Source organism: Shimia marina (assembly GCF_001458175.1).
GTDB classification, from domain to species: domain Bacteria; phylum Pseudomonadota; class Alphaproteobacteria; order Rhodobacterales; family Rhodobacteraceae; genus Shimia; species Shimia marina.
Map to the genome: position 1 here is coordinate 36315 of NZ_CYPW01000001.1, position 16657 is coordinate 52971.

The following is a 16657-nucleotide window of genomic DNA, read 5'->3' on the forward strand; positions in this document are numbered from 1 at the left end:
CCCGCAGACAGAGGTCAACAAACACCCCCATGGCTACTGCAACTTTGACAATTGATCTGGACGCCCTGCTTTCCAATTGGCGGGCACTGGATGCACAGAGCGCAGCCCAGACCGCCGCGGTGGTGAAGGCTGATGGATATGGACTTGGCGCGGACCGGGTGGCCCGCGCATTGATGCGCGCGGGTGTGGACCGTTTCTTTGTCGCTGCCGCAGAAGAAGGCGCGGCTCTGCGTCAGGCCGTTGGCCCAGCGCCAGAGATCAATGTCTTCAGCGGACATATGCGCGGCGACGCGGATATGATCAGCGACATGATGCTGACGCCAATGTTAAATTCCACTGAACAGATCGTACGCCACCTGGAGGCCCTGCCCGCGCATCCTTTTGGGGTGCAGCTGGACACCGGCATGAACCGCCTTGGATTGGAAGCGCCGGAATGGGCGGCAGTGCAAGATCTGATCATGCAGCGCGGCCCAACGCTTTTGATGTCCCATCTGGCCTGTGCGGATGAGCCAGACCACCCGATGAACCCGCGCCAGCTTAGCGCGTTTAAAGAGATGACCGATGGGCTTGATGTGCCACGTTCGCTTTCGGCAACCGGTGGCATCCTCTTGGGATCAGACTATCACTTTGACCTCACCCGTCCCGGCGTGGGCCTGTATGGGGGCATGCCCTTTGTTGACGCCACCCCAGTGGTGAGCCTGAGCGTGCCGGTCATTCAGGTGCGCGATGTGGCAGCGGGAGAGAGTGTGGGCTATGGCAATATGTGGATCGCCCAGCGTGACAGCCGGGTGGCCACCATCGCAGCAGGCTATGCCGATGGCATCATCCGCGCCATGGGAGAGAAAGTGGACGTCTTTGCCGAAGAGAGCCGCTGTCCCATGATTGGGCGGATCTCCATGGATATGATCGGGGTGGATGTGACAGACGCAAGAGCTGAGCCGCAAACCGTTGAGCTTTTGGGTCAGCACCAATCTGTGGATACGCTCGCGGAGGCCGCAGGCACGATTGGATATGAAATCCTCACCTCCATGGGGCAGCGGTATCAGCGCCGCTATAAATCTTCATGACGGCGGTTTTGGCGCCATTCACGGCAATTGGGCGCAGCGTGATTGCTCTGATGACCATGATCGGCAGCGTGGCGCTGTTTGTCTGGGGGGCGGTAAGTCACATCTTCCGCCCGCCATTTTATGGGCGTGAGTTCCTCAGCGCGCTTTTCAACATTGGCTGGCTGAGCCTGCCCGTGGTGGGCATGACGGCGATTTTCACCGGCGGCGCGCTGGCGCTTCAGATCTATGACGGCTCTTCGCGGTTTTCCGTGGAAAGCGTGGTGCCGCAGATTGTGGCCATTGGCATGGTGCGCGAATTGGGGCCGGTGCTGGTTGGTCTGATGGTGGCCGCCCGTGTGACCAGTTCCATTGCAGCAGAGATTGCCACCATGAAGGTCACGGAACAGATTGATGCGCTGGTGACCCTGTCCACACATCCAATGAAATATTTGGCCGCCCCACGTGTTCTTGCGGCGGTGCTGGTGGTGCCTGCGCTGGTGGGGATTGGCGATATCATTGGCATATATGGCGGGTTTCTGGTGGCCACAGAGAACCTTGGCTTCAACCCCGCCACCTATGTGCGCAATACCGCCGATTTTCTGCAGCTGAATGACATTGTCTCCAGCCTCGTGAAAGGTGCGGTCTTTGGCGGGATCGCCGCCGTGATGGGCTGCTATTACGGGATGAACTCCGGGCGTGGCGCACAGGGCGTGGGCCAAGCCACAAAAAGCTCGGTTCAGGCCGCCGCCGTGCTCATTCTTGCCGCCAACTTCCTGCTGACCAGTCTGTTTTTCTCCTCATGATCCAGTTTGACAACGTGCATAAGAGCTTTGGGCCCAAGAAGGTGCTTCAGGGTGTGAACCTCTCCATCGCCAAGGGCAGCTCCATGGTGATCATTGGCGGATCGGGCACCGGGAAATCGGTGATGCTGAAATCCGTTCTGGGCCTGATCACACCGGACAGCGGCACGATCTCGGTAGACGGCCATGATGCGCGCACAGAGGATCGCGATGCCTTTCTGGCGCGGTTTGGCATGTTGTTTCAGGGGGCCGCGCTGTTTGACAGTATGACGGTCTGGCAGAATGTGGCCTTCCGCCTGCTGCGCGGGCGCCTGAAACGGCCCAAGGCCGAGGCGCGGGAGATTGCCATTGAAAAGCTGCGGCGTGTTGGGCTGACCCCGGATGTGGCGGATCTTTTTCCTTCCGAGCTGTCGGGCGGCATGCAAAAGCGCGTGGGGCTGGCCCGCGCCATTGCGGCGGAGCCTGAAATCATCTTCTTTGATGAGCCCACCACGGGGCTGGATCCGATCATGTCCGGCGTGATCAATGATCTGATCCGCGAGATCGTGGTGGAGATGGGCGCAACCGCAATGACGATCACCCATGACATGACCTCCGTGCGTGCGATTGCCGATGAGGTGGCCATGCTGCATGGCGGCGTGATCCAGTGGAGCGGCCCGGTGGCGCAGATGGACAACAGCGGCGATCCTTATCTGACGCAGTTTATTGCTGGCAGCGCAGAGGGCCCGATTGAGGCGGTGCGGTGAATGCGCTCATCGCCCTCATTTTCGTCGCTATGCCCTTCATCGCGGCCGGGATCAGCGTGTATATGGGTCTTCGTCATTTGAAGTCGCATCGATGGATCGGCGTTACCTTGATTGTATTGCCGCAAGTGACGTTTGTTTGGCCTTTTGCGATCATTTTCCTTTTCAACATGCTTCCACCGGAGATGCGCGGAAGCTTGGCAAATTGGCTTCTCACGACACTATTTTGGGGCGGGCTAGCAGCAAGCTTGATAACGGCAGGCGGGGTGTTGAGCTATCTGGCCATCGTGAGTGAGAAAAAGCTGTTATGTGCTTTTGGAGCTGTGCTTAGTCTTGGCTGGCTGATCTGGTTCTTTGTTGCCTTTGTGCTGAATCACTCCCACGGCCTTTAGCCGCGCGTTTTCAAGTGGCTACAGCATTACTTGGCGCAGCGCGACATTCGCGGGCATTTCTTTACCATTTGTAAACCCTTCGTTCGCACAATGTTCCCTGTGTATTGGTAAAAGGTGTTTTGGGTATGCCAGAGAACGAGCCGCAAGGGCCGGTGCGTCGTGTCGTGGGCACGACCGGGGATGACTCCATTTCAACAGACGCAGGTGTCGATGCCATCAACGGCCATGCCGGGGATGACACGATTTCCACGGGTGCAGGCAATGATCTTGCCGCGGGCGACATGGTCGGCAGCGAATGGAGCTTTGTCGGGGGACGGTGGGTGTATAATCCTGCAAACATCGTCTCCAATGGAGATGCCACGGATCGCTCCTACAATGATGTGATATCCACCGGCGCGGGCGACGATGTTTTGCTGGGCAATGGAGGAGAGGATCTCCTCTCCTCCGGCGCCGGCGATGATCTGATCAATGCGGGTGACGGCCATGATACGGCAGATGGCGGGCTTGGCGATGACCTCATCAATCTAGAGGCGGGCAATGACCGCGCGCAGGGCGGGCTTGGCGCGGACACAATCAATGCCGGCAGCGGCAATGATCTGGTGTTTGGGGATCTGGCAAACAGCAACCTGCTGACCGGCATAGGTGATGGGGCCGCCACGCTCACACAATTCGCCGAAAACAGCAGCTGGACGGTGGACGAAGACGCCGCGCACAACAACCTCTCCCAAGCGGTGACCACAGAGACTGGGGAGACCTATACCATTCGCCTTGAAGCCGCCGCCAACCTTGCAGGCGGGGCCGATTGCGGCTGTCTGGAAGTGCTCTGGAATGGCGAGGCGATTGGCACGATCACCGCCACCTCAGGCGTTTTTGAAACCCACAGCTTTGAGGTGACCGGCGATGGCAGCATGGGGGCGCTGACCCTTAGGGAGCTGCCTTTGCCCAACACAGGCCCCACCATCAACATGGACGGGCCCATTTATTCCTATGACACCACCATCACCCTTGGCGGTGAAGAGATCTCTGTGGCGGGTTTCGCGCCGGGGCAATCCAAACTGTTTCAAATGATTGATGGGCAGCTCAATGTCTTTGATCCCGTTGCGGAAAGTTATGAAATCGCCGGACCTGCAACAGGGCTGCGCATCAACGCCATCGGCTTCAACACCGAAGATGATCTGATTTACGGGATCGCCAAAGCCAATGGCATGGACGCGCTTGGGAACCCTGTATCCGTGCGCGACCTCGTAATGGTCGACGCAGAGGGCCAAGCCTATCGCGTTGGCGAGACCCCGATTGGTGACTACGTCGGGGATTTTGATGATCAGGGCAACCTCTGGACGTTTCAATCCAGCCTCAACCGCGTCACGCGCATCGATGTGAACGCCTTGGATGATAACGGCAATCCAGAGGTGGTGAACTACGACCTGCCCAACGGTCTGTTTCAGGGGCGCACCTATGATGTGGCCTACAACGCCTCAGAAGGCATTTTCTATGCGGTGGAGTCCCCTGGCCGCAATGGCGAAGCCGGGGCCGTGCATCGGATTGATCTGTCTGGCGTGCCAGACGGCGGTGCCCCCGAGATCAGCTCTGTGCCGATCACCGCAACTCTCAATGACGATGGCATGACCTCTGGCATGCCGCGTGGCGCCTATGGTGCTGTCTTCATGGATGGCGAGGGCAATCTCTTCTTTGGGCTCAATCGAGGTGACCACGATCTGGACGGCACCACGGATGCCACCGGCGCCATCTATCGGGTTGAGGTGGATTGGCAGGCGGGCACAGCCTACTCCGAACTCATGGCAGAGGCCCAAAGCACTGGCAGCAATGATGGGGCCGTCGATCCACGCGCCCCGGACCCTTTTGCCCCTGTCGATCGGGGCAGTAATATCCTGATCCGAGATCCGGAAATCATCAGCGACCAGGGCGGCAATGATGATCTGCGGGGCGGCAGTGGCGATGACACGATGTTTGGCGGCGCGGGCGATGACACGCTGCATGGGGGTGCAGACGACGATCAGCTACACGGCGACGCCGGCGCGGACCGCATCATGGGTGGCAGCGGCAATGACAGCGCCTTTGGCGGTGCAGGCAACGACAGCATCACCACCGAAGAGGGCCATGATCGCGCCGATGGCGGCGCAGGGCAGGATTATATCAACACCGGCGAGGGCAATGATCTCTTGTCAGGTGGCGATGCCGCAGATCGCCTGGTGGGCGGGACCGGCTCCGACACACTGCAGGGCGGCGCAGGAAATGACCATCTCTGGGGCGGGAACTGGTGGCGGGATGGGGATTCTGACACCTTTGTCGCCGAAGCTGGCGGCGGGCGTGACATGATCCATGATTTTGAAGTGGATCAAGACGTGATCGATCTGTCGAGCTATGGCATCAACTATACAGATCTGCAGGCACATATTCAGGATCAGGGATGGGCGACAGTCATCGATCTCTCCGCACTCACTGGCGGCGCAAGCAATGATCGACTGATTTTGAAATCGGTGGACCCGGATGATCTGGACGAAAGCAACTTTCTGTTGTGAGCCAATCGATGGAACCGGTTTCTGCCCTTTCACCCTTCGCAAAGATGTTGCCACTACTGCTGGGGCTGAGCGCCATTTCAAATCTTGCGGTGTTGATCAACCCGATCTTCATGATGCAGGTGTTGGATCGGGTGCTGCCCACTGGCAATTTGCATACGCTGGCGCTTTTGCTCCTGATCGCGGCTCTGGCCCTCTTACTGCAGGCGGTTGTAGATGGCCTGCGCGACAGCAGTTTTCGCGCCGCTGCAGGGTTTGCTGAACGCAACCTTGCGCCACTGATCCTGCAAACACCTTTGGTCGACCGTGTGGCCAATTTGCAGGAGTTGAAAAAGGTGGTCCGCTTTCTGCGTGGACCAGCGGCCATTGCCGCGCTGAGCCTGCCGTGGTTGCCGCTTTTTCTGGCAGTGCTGTGGCTGATACATCCTTGGTTTGTGGCCCTGACATCTGGTTTGATTTGTCTCTCAGCTGCGCTGCGCCTGACCACACGGGGCATGTCCAAAGCTCCCGAGGCCGCTTTGGCACAAGCCCGCACAGCAGAAGACCACGCCACAGAAAACGCACAGCAGTTTTCTCAGTCTGTTGGGGTGCCGGGGGTGGCCAGCAATCTGCGCAATCAGGTGGTGCGCACCATGCAGGCGCGCAGCCGATTGGAAGACCGGCTGACCCCCTTCACAACACAGAGCGCGGCGCTGAGTGGGTTCTTGCGCGCAATGGGTCAACTGCTTGGTCTTAGCCTTGGCGCCATGCTGGTGGTGCAGGATGCTCTCAGTGCCGGGGGGATGATTGCTGCCAGCCTGATCCTCATCAAGACGGTGACAAGCTTTGAAACCGTGGTGACAACATGGCCGGATATCAGCGCCGCCAAATCGGCCTATATGCATCTCAAATCCGTTGCGATGCCGCGCTCAAACGCCGAAACTCATATTCCCAAGTTATCGGGAGCATTGCGCTGTGATGGGCTGATCTTTCCGCGTACGGGCGGCGCGGCGCCAAGGCTGGAGAAGGTGAGTTTTGCACTGCCCGCTGGAAGCTGTACTGCCATTGTCGGCGCATCCGGAAGCGGCAAAAGCACGCTGCTTGAGGCTCTGAGCGGCTTGGCCCCCTGCCCGATTGGCACCGTGTGGCTGGAAGACACTGAAATCAAGACTTTGCCGGTGGCCTCCCATACGGCGCACATCGGATATCTGCCACAGCAGGCACAGCTTTTTGCCGGCACTTTGGCACAAAACATTGCTGGCTTTGCCCCGGAATCCGCCGATGAAGACATCATCACAGCCGCGAAAATGGCAGGGGTTCATGGGCTGATTTCCGCCCTGCCGCAGTCTTATGACACAGATATTGGCGCAACGCCGCATGTGCTTTCGGCGGGGCAGAAACAGCGTGTCGCGCTGGCGCGCGCGATTTTTCATGAGCCACAGTATCTGTTTCTGGATGAGCCCAACGCCTTGCTGGATGCGGCCGGAGAGCGGCAGCTCTGTGCGGTGCTGGCGCGGCTCAGGAAAGAGGGCATCACAATTGTCATGGTGATTCACCGCTCCGGATTGATGGGGCTGGCCGATCACGTGCTGGCTCTGGAAAATGGTCGGCTTGCGGATTTTGGCAGCCGCAGCGAAGTGCTTGGCCGTATGAGCGGCGGTCGCAGGCGGATCGACCTGCCCTTGCGCCATGACAGTTTGCAGGATCTGGTCGACTGGGTTGGTGCGCAATTTACCCGCGGCAATGATGCGGAGCTTTCCACCCGCACAGAGCTGATCGCCTCTGAACTGTTCAATCTCGCCCGGGCCAGCGGGCCGCAGGATGAGCCCCGCACGGTGAGCTTCGCGTTCTGCTTTCTGTCCGATCACAGCTGCGAAGTGACCGTGACGGAAAACCGCATCACGGAGGCGGCCCGCAAGATGGAAAAGGTCACGCGGCTCATGCTGCAGCCCGAAACCGACATGGGCCGATTGCCCGGGGATGAGGCCGCGCTCGCAGTGATCGCGCAGCTTAGTGACCGTTTTGACATCGACAATGTGGCCGGACAGGCCACCTATCGAGCGGCGGTCTCCATGCGCCCGGTGGCCTTGCAGGGAGGTTTGCGCCATTGATCAAACGAGCAGATGCCGCGGCACATGCCGAGGCCGCACCAATGAGCCCTGAAGCGGCCCTTCCAAGTCAGGTGATCCGGCCCTTGCGGCGCGGGGCCTGGGCGGTGTTTCTTGCTCTGGGAGGCTTTTGCCTCTGGGCAGGTTTTGCACCCTTGGCCACATCCATTCCCACAACAGGGCATCTCAATGCGGCGCGACCAAGCTATGATGTGCAACATCCCTACGGGGGCAAGATCGCGCAAATCCATGTGACCGCGCATGATGTGGTCGCCGCCGGGCAGCTTTTGCTGCAACTGGATGTGAGCCGCGAAACAGCAGAAGCGCAGGCGCTTAGAGAAACGCTGTCACCCCTGGAAGAAGAGCGGGCTGTTTTGCGCGCGGCTATGGTCGGGGCATTGCCAGCAAAAGACGCGACAGCGGCAGTCACAAATCCGGCGGCGCTGGCGCTGCGGCGACTGCAGACCATGAAGGCCACGATGGAATTGCGTGCCGAAATGAGCACAGCGCTGGCTCAGGAGCTAAAGGATCGCGCCGAGCGTTTGCAAAAGAGCCGACAGCACCGTCAGGCGCAGCACCACTCGATGCAGGCCAGATATGAGCGCTACGCCGCGCTGCAGGCGCAGGGGGCCTTTCGGGCCGCAGACACAGATGCTCTGGCAGAGGATATTCTGGAGCTGGAGGCCGATTTGCAACGCGAAGATGCAGAACTGGCCGGGTTGGTCAGTCAGGCGGCCCAAGCCAAGTTGCAGATCGCGCAGGATCAATTGGCATTTCGCCAGCAGGTGCTGGACCGGCTGGCCTATTTGGAAGAAGCCATCCCCAAGCTGCGGTTGCAACTTCTGCGACTGGAGGCACAGATTGCGCAGGCGGATATTCTGGCCCCTGATGATGGGGTGATTTCCGCACTCAATTATGACACGGACGCCATGGTCATTGCGCGCGGCGATACGGTTTTGAGCCTCGCGCGCCCCAGTGGACAGCATCAGGTGTCTTTCGTGGCCAATCCTCAGGTGATTGACCAACTGCGCGTCGGCATGACCGGGCAACTCACAGTCACCGCCTTGTCGCAGCGCAGCCATCCCAAAGTGGCGGTCACAATCAAAACCCTCTCCCCCGAAGCGCGGCGGGATCGCGATGGCGCCATTTTGGGCTATGATGGCATGGCGGAAATTGACGTGCAGGATCATGCCCGTCTGCTCAGCGCGCTGGGAGAAGAGACCTCTCTGACCTCCGATATGCCGGTGGGCCTTGTGTTTACAGGCCGCACAATCACTTTTGGTGCCTACCTGCTTGGCCCTTTCACGGATTTCCTGACCAAAGCCATGCAGGATTGAGGCGTCGCCCATGCCAGGCGCCCCGAGATGGGGGGAGATCGCGCATATGTGGCCGCGCGCCTTGGGCGTGATGGACGACAATCTGGACTGGGGAGTCGCAGGGAGGCGTGCGCATGCGTGAGCATATATGCTCCCAGCGGACACATGCCGTGAAATCCGCCAAGGCGCGAACTTTCAGGGGTTTGAGATGTGCTCAACATAGTGGATCTATTTTCAAACATCTCGCGCCACTGAGCTGCCGCGATTTTGGCGTCTGCGATTTGGCGGATATTCGACCGGAGCATCGTCGCATTCCGTTGAAATAGAAAACTATCCCTGCGGCCCTGTTCCTTTTGAGTTCGAACATCTGCCAAACCGGTGCGGAAAACGGATGGCTCCTAAGCCTAGGTCGTGCGTGGGAGTGTGGAATGCCATGGATTCCTGACTCTCTATGCGAAATTTCCTGAATCATATCAGCGCACGCCGTCAGGCATTGCTGGCCCAAACGTCAACCATTTCTGGCCCAATGGCCGCTGTGCGGACCAAGTGTGCATTCGCCGCGACTGCACCAAAGGCAGCTTTCTTGACCTCAACAAAAAGGTCGCAGACGACCGGTAACCGTCTTACACAGTCTAGTGGGACCCACGGTTCTGTCGTGCCAGTGAGGAGCTTGCAATTGAGCCAGAAGCTTTCAGCGGCTTTGTCCGCAGCAGAAAAAATTCGCGACCAGTTTTATCCGGAAGCAAGCGCCTGCATGCTCGCGGGTTCGGTGGTTCGAGGCGACGCAACAGCTTATTCGGACCTTGACTTGGTCGTTGTCTTTGAACGCGTTGAGAACGCCCAAAGGCAGTCGTTTTTTTCGGGAGCTGGCCAGTTGAGGTATTCATTCACGATCCTAAAACTTTGGAATACTTCTTTCGTGAAGTGGACCGTCCGTCGGGAGTGCCGTCTCTACCCAACATGGTCAGCGAAGGCATAGAGATGCCTCGCGAAACCAAATTCGGCAGTCTCATGAAAGACCTAGCATCTCGAATTTTAGAAGAAGGCCCGATCCCATGGGGTCAACAAGAACGCGAAAACTCGCGCTATGCAATCAGCGATTTGGTTGAGGATATCCGCGAGCCTCGCAACACACCTGAGCTTCGTATCGTCGTCGCAAATCTATACTCGGCCATTGCCGATCACTTTCTCCGGTCGCAAAACCAGTGGTCAGCCAAAGGAAAGAGCATTCCCAGAAGGCTCATGAGCGTTGATCCTGAGTTCCATAAGCGCTTCGCAGAGGCTTTTGAGGCCGCGTTCACTAGTGACGATACCACAGACGTCATTCGACTTTGCGAACACGTCTTGGAACCGGATGGAGACTTTCTATTTCAAGGCTATACCCGCGATGCACCAAAAGAGTGGCGTATGCCTGACGCGTGATGGAGCGTCAGCCGCCATTCGTAATCGATGCAGCATCAAGTGGTTTGGGCTCAAAGCCGACATTTTCTGCAGCGCGTCATTGCGCGAATTTGCAGCTTTTTCCAATTTCATAGCAAAAGGACAGTTCGACCAGGTGCGCCATCTAATGTGGAGCACTGCCCTGTTCTGGTCATACTGTGACGGTTGGGTCAGGTTCGTGTGACGCTCGACAGGGAGTGTGTTTTTGCGTGTTTAGGGCTTACCGCCCCCTCTTTGACGCCCGAATGATATAAGCTCGACATTTGCAACTGATGGCGGCGGCCATTAGCGACAAGATCTCATTGATCATTAAGTGCCAGTGCCGAGGGCCTGCGCGCGTTGGCGCAGGGAGGCGCTGTCATCGCGTCACATAGCGGGAGTTTGGGCCGGATTGGAAGCTTGGGCAATGGCCGTGATCACCTCACCCTCTTCAAGCGGACCGTAGGCCATGACGGTGCCGCCCGGTGCGATCACGAACCATGTGGGCAGGGCTTCTGCGGCGACAGCCGTGCTGATGTGATCGGGGGCGTCAAATCCGATGTTCATTGTCAGACCCTGGTCTTTCATCTGGGTCTCAAAGCCAATTCTATGTCTGGAGATGTCGCTGTCAGGGTTGCCGGACCATGCGGAGATCACATGCAGGAAAGCCGGGCGCAGCTCTTCTGATTTTTGCAACGCCAGAACCCTCTGCAAATCCTCCAGAAAAGGCCCGTTGGAGCGATAGACGCCTAAGACGCAAATCAGGCCGTAGTCCTTCGGACTCATCCCCGCCAAGGCCTGTTGCAAATTCAGATCCTCACCGGGGTCAGCCCAGACATCATAGGGGTCAAATTGCGGCAGCGCATAATCCGCCACGGGGAAGACATGGCCCCGCAGGCTTTTGGCGGGCGCAACAAAGGCATGGCCAGTGATGCCTTCGAAGAGCTGGCGGGCGGGTGCGGCATCCGGGTCATAGAAGAGCGCATCAGAGACCATATCCAGAGCGGCGTCTCTGTCTTGGCTGTGCCAGAAACAGGCGGCCATGACATAAGAGGCTGCGGAGAGCACAATCATCGGATCAGAATCCGTCTCACTGGATTGCAGGTTGCGGAAATAGGCCTGCCCAAAGGCAAGAGCCGTGTCAAAATCCTCCTGCGCCAAGGCCGCAAGCGCCAACCCGAGTTGAGACCAGCGGTCCACACTGCTCAGCTGTGCCATACGTTTCTTGCGGGCAGAGAGAAAAGCCCCAAAGAGGTTGTGGGACACGGGGCTCAGCGCGACTTCGAAATCGCGGCGCAGGTCAGTATAACCGCTGGTGGCCCCCACATTCCAAGGTTTAAGCCAATCCATTGCCGGGATTTTGCCGACGCGAATATCCAGACGGTACTCCTCAGAAAACACGGGCATCACATTGAAACCAAAGGGGATCCCTGTTCCGACCACATGGAAGCACTGCTCTGTGGCCTCGTCCATAAAAACGATCTCCACGTTATCGGCAGCATAGAGCGCGCTCACCCGGTCTTCGCTGGGTGCCTCACCATTGAGGGCCAGCACAAGCCAGCCTTCCTGAATGCCAAGTTTGGCTGCCGGAGACTGTGGCATCAGCCGCCCAACCCGGCTGGCGGTTTTGATCCGTTGTGTGATCAACGACTGCGGCCAGTCGAGTGCTGCAAAATTGTGCATGATGTCTCTTCTATGTCTTATGTCCCGCGTTTACCTTGAGGAAAGCGCGGGGCACCGGACAATGCAAAAACACGCATAGGCTGCATTTCACCCTGTTCTGTGGTTGTAGCGTCACAGGCCGGGCAGCCGCCGCATGTCGGTGACACCGGGCCCAACACGGGGAAAGGAAGATGTGTTTCCCCGTAAGGTTCCGCTTGTGCGGCGCGGTGCCTGTGCCTAGCTGTTTGGGCATGAAACATGTTCTGCGCTTTGCCAATCTGTCGCTTTTGGTCCTTTTTCCGCTGGCCTGGTTTGCGCCCCTTCTGCGGGCGGGCGTCTTGCCCATCTTTGGGTTGAGCGAGATTTCGATCATTTCCGGTCTGCAATCGCTGTGGACCACGGATGTGGCGCTGGCCTTGCTCGTGACCTTTCTGGCGATTTTCGCCCCCTATCTGAAGGTGATCGGAATAGCGCTGGTGCAGTTTGGGCTGATGCGACGCAAGGTGGTTCCTGCGCTGGAGCTGCTGGGCAAGCTGGCGATGGGCGATGTGTTTCTGATTGCGCTTTACATCATGCTGGTGAAAGGCGCGGGTTATGTGACGGTGGAGGCTGGCTGGGGGCTTTATCTGTTCACCGGCTGCATTTTGGGCTCGCTGGCGATTAGCTATTTGACCCGCAGGCGGTAGTGGTCCAAAACGGGAACATGGCAAAGAGCAAAACCCAATTCACCTGTTCCGCCTGCGGCGCAGTATCCTCCAAATGGTCCGGCCGCTGTGAGGCCTGTGGCGAGTGGAATACCATCGTGGAAGAGGCCCCGTTTGGGGCTGGCCCCTCGGGCAGCGCCCTTGGCAATGCCAAGGGGCGGCGGATCGAGCTGTCGGATCTGGCCACCAAGGAGACCCCGCCACCGCGCACGATCAGCGGCGTCAAAGAGCTTGACCGCGTGCTGGGCGGCGGCCTTGTGCCGGCCAGCGCGCTTCTGGTGGGGGGCGATCCGGGGATCGGGAAATCCACGCTTTTGTTGCAGGCGGCAGCGCGGTTTGCGCGGCAGGGTGTGAAAACCATCTATGTCAGCGGCGAAGAGGCCAGCGCACAGGTGCGCATGCGCGCCCAGCGGCTGGGATTGACGGAAAGCCCGGTGCTCTTGGCGGCGGAAACCAATCTGCGCGACATCCTGACCACGCTGGAAGCGGAACGGCCGCAGCTGGCCATTATCGACTCCATCCAGACCATGTGGAGCGATACGGTGGGCAGCGCGCCGGGATCGGTCAGTCAGGTGCGGGCCGCTGCCCATGAGTTGACGGCTTTTGCAAAGCGCAAGGGCATGGCGATCATTCTGGTGGGTCATGTCACCAAGGAAGGACAGATCGCCGGGCCGCGTGTGGTGGAGCATATGGTCGATACAGTGCTGTATTTTGAAGGCGAGCGCGGACATCAGTTCCGCATTCTGCGCGCTGTGAAGAACCGGTTTGGCCCCGCTGACGAGATTGGCGTATTTGAGATGACCGGACGGGGGCTGGCAGAGGTGGGCAACCCCTCAGCGCTTTTCCTCTCTGATCGGGGCGCGCCCACGGCGGGCAGTGTGGTTTTTGCTGGCATTGAAGGCACCCGCCCCGTGCTGACGGAATTGCAGGCTTTGGTGGCCCCCTCGCCTCACAGTCAGTCCCGCCGGACGGTGGTTGGCTGGGACAGCGGGCGGCTGGCGATGATTCTTGCGGTGCTGGAAGCGCGCTGTGGCGTGCCGTTTGCGGGGCTCGACGTCTATCTGAACGTGGCCGGAGGTATGAAGATCTCCGAACCCGCTGCTGATCTTGCAGTGGCCTGTGCGCTGATATCCGCCAGAGAGGACAGCGCCCTGCCCGCCGACACGGTGGTTTTTGGCGAAATCAGCCTCTCTGGCGCGCTTCGCGCGGTCAGCCAGACGGAAAATAGGTTGAAAGAAGCCCAAAAACTTGGTTTCACATCGGCAATCGCTCCGAAAGGTGGCAAAACCCAGACCGTGGAAGGCATGAACCTGAACCGTATTGGGGATTTGGCAAGCTTTGTGGGAGAAGTCTTCGGAGCGGGGTAAAATGCCAGGGCCAGCGGCCCACAGACTAAAGGGCCGAAAGGCGGACCGCGGGCGGTCTAAGGGGACAAGAGTACATGGAAGGTTTCACCATCATCGACGCCGTGGTCGCGGGTGTCATTATAATTTCGGCACTGCTGGCCTATAGCCGCGGTGTTGTCCGCGAGGGCATGGCGATTGCAGGCTGGATTGCCGCAGCGGTGCTGGCTTTCATGTTTGCAGGCTCGCTGCAGCCGCTGGTGAAGGAAGTGCCGGTGCTTGGCGAATACCTCGCAGACAGCTGTGAGCTTTCGATCATCGCCGCATTTGCCGGGGTTTTCGCCCTGTCTCTGGTGGTTGTCTCGCTGTTCACGCCGCTTTTCTCTTCGGTCATTCAGCGCTCTGCGCTTGGCGGCCTGGATCAGGCTCTGGGCTTCATCTTTGGCGTGCTGCGCGGCATCCTGTTGGTGGCGATCACCTTCTTTGTCTATGAAACCGTGATCACCAGCCAGTCTATTGCGATGGTGGATGACAGCCGCTCGGCAGAAGTGTTCAGCCGCATCACCCGCCGCATTGATGACCGTGATCCACAGGAAGCGCTGGGTTGGATCACCACACAGTATGAACAGCTTGTCGGTGTCTGCGAGCAGTAAGCTGCCCCACAGATTTTGCGAATGCATCAAGCCCGTGCCCTTTGGAGCGCGGGCTTTCTTTTTAAGCGCAGGCAGCACTTGTTTGCGCGCCGGTGGACCGCTACCGTGGCGCGCGACATAGAATAACAGAGCCTGTCCATGCGCCTTTGGATTGCCATTACCGCCCTGACGCTGGCCATGTGCCTGTCGTTGATCCTGTTTATGCTGCTGCCGCCGCAATCGCTGACATTGGCGGCGGGCGCACGTGGCGGCGCCTATGCGCTCATGGCGGAGCGCTATAAAGAGGTGCTGGCGCGCGACGATATTGACGTGACCATTGTCTATACCGATGGCTCTGTGGACAATGCCGCCCTGCTTACGAAAGGTGAGATTGACGCGGCCTTTGTGCAGGCGGGTGTGCATGTGCCGATGGGCAAGGCCGAGGCCATTGGTGGCGTGTTTTATGAACCGATGATCTTTCTTGCACGCAAGGGGCATGACATCCCGTCCAACCCTGCGCTCTGGCGTGATCTGCGCATTTCCAGCGGCCGCCCCGGCTCTGGAACCTCTGCCGCTTTTGAAGATTTTCAAAAAGCCGTCGGGATGGCGCAAGGTGCCAACAAACATCTGGCTCTTGGTTTTGCGCAGAGTGTTTTTGCGCTTGAGGCAGGGGGCATTGATCTGGCGTTTCTGGTCAGCAGCATTGAAGCGCCTTACCTGACGCAGGCCTTTGCCTCTGAGGAGATCACGCTGTTGCAGCTTGCCTATACAGAGGCCATCTCCCGGCATCTGGATTATGCGGATATTGTGCAAATCCCCACAGGGGCGGTGTCTCTGGCCCCCGTGCAGCCGGAAGAGGCTCGCGAAATGCTGGCGCTTAAGGCGCAGCTGGCCATTGCGCCGGATTTGCACCCGGCGCTTGTGAACCGCCTGACCATGGCCGCCAAGGAGCTGCATCGCGGGCGCGATCTGTTGACAGACCGGGGCACATTCCCGTCGCCCTATGGCATTGGCATGCCGATCAATTCCGTGGCGCGTCAGCTTATTCAGGACGGTCCTTCGACCTGGCACAACCTCTTGCCTTATTGGGCGGCGGCGCAGGTCAACCGATTGCTGTTGCTGACCCTGCCGATCCTGCTCTTACTGGTGCCGCTGCTGAGGGTTGTGCCATCGCTTTACGCCTATTTCCGAGGCTGGCAGGTGTGGAAACACTATGGTCGTATTCGCGAAATCGAAGCCGAACTGAGCCAGCATGGCACCATGGCCAACCTCACTCTGCTGGCAGAAGATCTTGAGGCGGTGGACCATCGCATCGCGCAGCTGCGCCTGCCGCCGGCCTATCGCCAGACCGCCTATCACGCGCGCATGCATATCGATCTGGTGCGCAAACGCATTCGTCAGATGGAAGATCAGACCCTCTGACCTCCTTTGCACAGCTTAAGGATCCAGACATGGAGAACCTCAATGACACGCAAGCCGCCCTGTTTTCGGGTTTCTTTTCCGCCATCCTGATTGGCGGATTGGCCGGATGGCTCGCGGCCAAAATGGTGCGCGGCGGCGGATTTGGCCTGATTGGCAATGTGCTTCTGGGCATTGGGGGCGCGGTGCTCGCGCATTTTTTGCTGCCGCTGTTGGGAGTGAGCCTTGGCACAGGCTTTATCGGCTCTGTGCTCTCCGCCATGATTGGGGCCGCCGTTGTGCTTTTGATCATCCGGCTGATCAAATCCGCCTGACCAAATTTGACTGATCAAATTTGTCTAAGCGACGCAGGGTTTCGCCGTACATCTGTGGCTTTCTTGCCCGGCAATTGTGATCCTTTCGTGACATGCTGCGCAGGAGCGCTTATGAGAAGCCAAGCACGTAACCGGGATTCGGAGCCGCCCTGTGGTCATTGACCTGTCAGACGCCCCTAACGTTGCCGCGAAAAGCGGGCTGCTGACCTGCATCCGAACCTTTGCAACTGCGGTTATTCGTGC

General features: G+C 58.8%; 15 protein-coding genes. 14 read left to right on the plus strand and 1 reads right to left on the minus strand.

Annotated features, from left to right (window positions below; genetic code table 11):
- The first annotated feature begins 29 nt into the window (after positions 1-29).
- From alr to SHM7688_RS00210, 9 genes are all read left to right on the plus strand, one after another.
- Positions 30-1067 carry an alanine racemase gene (gene alr, locus SHM7688_RS00165; RefSeq protein ID WP_058238002.1) on the plus strand — a complete coding sequence of 346 codons (1038 nt, stop codon included), beginning with the start codon at positions 30-32 and terminating at the stop codon, positions 1065-1067.
- A 56-nt stretch (positions 1068-1123) separates the two neighbouring features.
- The gene (locus SHM7688_RS00170; RefSeq protein WP_370732939.1) at positions 1124-1849 is read left to right on the plus strand and encodes an MlaE family ABC transporter permease; all 726 of its coding nucleotides are present in this window, start codon (positions 1124-1126) and stop codon (positions 1847-1849) included.
- On the plus strand, positions 1846-2592 hold the full coding sequence (locus tag SHM7688_RS00175; RefSeq protein WP_058238004.1) for an ABC transporter ATP-binding protein: 747 nt from the start codon (positions 1846-1848) through the stop codon (positions 2590-2592). Before SHM7688_RS00170 ends, SHM7688_RS00175 begins: the two co-directional genes overlap by 4 nt.
- On the plus strand, positions 2589-2981 hold the full coding sequence (locus tag SHM7688_RS00180) for a hypothetical protein (RefSeq protein WP_058238005.1): 393 nt from the start codon (positions 2589-2591) through the stop codon (positions 2979-2981). The genes SHM7688_RS00175 and SHM7688_RS00180 overlap by 4 nt, the downstream gene beginning before the upstream one ends.
- 125 nt (positions 2982-3106) lie before the next feature.
- Positions 3107-5521, plus strand: coding sequence for a calcium-binding protein (locus SHM7688_RS00185; RefSeq protein ID WP_058238006.1), 2415 nt, complete (start codon positions 3107-3109; stop codon positions 5519-5521).
- An 8-nt stretch (positions 5522-5529) separates the two neighbouring features.
- Positions 5530-7608 (plus strand): ATP-binding cassette domain-containing protein, encoded by a 2079-nt coding sequence (locus SHM7688_RS00190; protein ID WP_058238007.1) that lies wholly within the window; start codon positions 5530-5532, stop codon positions 7606-7608.
- Positions 7605-8942 carry an HlyD family secretion protein gene (locus tag SHM7688_RS00195; RefSeq protein WP_058238008.1) on the plus strand — a complete coding sequence of 446 codons (1338 nt, stop codon included), beginning with the start codon at positions 7605-7607 and terminating at the stop codon, positions 8940-8942. The genes SHM7688_RS00190 and SHM7688_RS00195 overlap by 4 nt, the downstream gene beginning before the upstream one ends.
- 655 nt (positions 8943-9597) lie before the next feature.
- On the plus strand, positions 9598-9900 hold the full coding sequence (locus tag SHM7688_RS19690) for a nucleotidyltransferase domain-containing protein (protein ID WP_058238010.1): 303 nt from the start codon (positions 9598-9600) through the stop codon (positions 9898-9900).
- 2 nt (positions 9901-9902) lie between these two features.
- Positions 9903-10343 (plus strand): hypothetical protein, encoded by a 441-nt coding sequence (locus tag SHM7688_RS00210; RefSeq protein WP_144432442.1) that lies wholly within the window; start codon positions 9903-9905, stop codon positions 10341-10343.
- A 384-nt stretch (positions 10344-10727) separates the two neighbouring features.
- Here SHM7688_RS00210 and SHM7688_RS00215 read toward each other — a convergent pair whose 3' ends face one another.
- On the minus strand, positions 10728-12023 hold the full coding sequence (locus tag SHM7688_RS00215; protein WP_058238012.1) for a zinc metalloprotease: 1296 nt from the start codon (positions 12021-12023) through the stop codon (positions 10728-10730).
- A gap of 230 nt (positions 12024-12253) precedes the next feature.
- Between SHM7688_RS00215 and SHM7688_RS00220 the strand changes: the two genes are divergently transcribed.
- The 5 genes from SHM7688_RS00220 to SHM7688_RS00240 all read left to right on the plus strand — a co-directional run bounded on the left by SHM7688_RS00220 (position 12254) and on the right by SHM7688_RS00240 (position 16414).
- The gene (locus tag SHM7688_RS00220) at positions 12254-12688 is read left to right on the plus strand and encodes a paraquat-inducible protein A (protein WP_058238138.1); all 435 of its coding nucleotides are present in this window, start codon (positions 12254-12256) and stop codon (positions 12686-12688) included.
- Positions 12689-12705: 17 nt separating this feature from the next.
- Positions 12706-14073 (plus strand): DNA repair protein RadA, encoded by a 1368-nt coding sequence (gene radA, locus SHM7688_RS00225; protein WP_058238013.1) that lies wholly within the window; start codon positions 12706-12708, stop codon positions 14071-14073.
- Between the two features lie 74 nt (positions 14074-14147).
- Positions 14148-14702 carry a CvpA family protein gene (locus SHM7688_RS00230; RefSeq protein ID WP_058238014.1) on the plus strand — a complete coding sequence of 185 codons (555 nt, stop codon included), beginning with the start codon at positions 14148-14150 and terminating at the stop codon, positions 14700-14702.
- Between the two features lie 138 nt (positions 14703-14840).
- Positions 14841-16103 carry a TAXI family TRAP transporter solute-binding subunit gene (locus SHM7688_RS00235; RefSeq protein WP_058238015.1) on the plus strand — a complete coding sequence of 421 codons (1263 nt, stop codon included), beginning with the start codon at positions 14841-14843 and terminating at the stop codon, positions 16101-16103.
- 29 nt (positions 16104-16132) lie between these two features.
- A complete protein-coding gene (locus SHM7688_RS00240) occupies positions 16133-16414 on the plus strand; it encodes a GlsB/YeaQ/YmgE family stress response membrane protein (protein ID WP_058238016.1) in 282 nt (93 codons plus the stop codon).
- The last annotated feature ends 243 nt before the right edge of the window (positions 16415-16657 follow it).

Bases quoted from the DNA above. Each gene is read 5' to 3' on its own strand.
- SHM7688_RS00185 (WP_058238006.1), top strand. From the start codon at position 3,107: ATGCCAGAGAACGAGCCGCAAGGGCCGGTGCGTCGTGTCGTGGGCACG.
- SHM7688_RS00175 (WP_058238004.1), top strand. From the start codon at position 1,846: ATGATCCAGTTTGACAACGTGCATAAGAGCTTTGGGCCCAAGAAGGTG.
- alr (WP_058238002.1), top strand. From the start codon at position 30: ATGGCTACTGCAACTTTGACAATTGATCTGGACGCCCTGCTTTCCAAT.
- SHM7688_RS00235 (WP_058238015.1), top strand. From the start codon at position 14,841: ATGCGCCTTTGGATTGCCATTACCGCCCTGACGCTGGCCATGTGCCTG.
- radA (WP_058238013.1), top strand. From the start codon at position 12,706: ATGGCAAAGAGCAAAACCCAATTCACCTGTTCCGCCTGCGGCGCAGTA.
- SHM7688_RS00170 (WP_370732939.1), top strand. From the start codon at position 1,124: ATGATCGGCAGCGTGGCGCTGTTTGTCTGGGGGGCGGTAAGTCACATC.
- SHM7688_RS00220 (WP_058238138.1), top strand. From the start codon at position 12,254: ATGAAACATGTTCTGCGCTTTGCCAATCTGTCGCTTTTGGTCCTTTTT.
- SHM7688_RS00230 (WP_058238014.1), top strand. From the start codon at position 14,148: ATGGAAGGTTTCACCATCATCGACGCCGTGGTCGCGGGTGTCATTATA.
- SHM7688_RS00190 (WP_058238007.1), top strand. From the start codon at position 5,530: ATGGAACCGGTTTCTGCCCTTTCACCCTTCGCAAAGATGTTGCCACTA.
- SHM7688_RS00215 (WP_058238012.1), bottom strand. From the start codon at position 12,023: ATGCACAATTTTGCAGCACTCGACTGGCCGCAGTCGTTGATCACACAA.
- SHM7688_RS00240 (WP_058238016.1), top strand. From the start codon at position 16,133: ATGGAGAACCTCAATGACACGCAAGCCGCCCTGTTTTCGGGTTTCTTT.
- SHM7688_RS00210 (WP_144432442.1), top strand. From the start codon at position 9,903: ATGCCTCGCGAAACCAAATTCGGCAGTCTCATGAAAGACCTAGCATCT.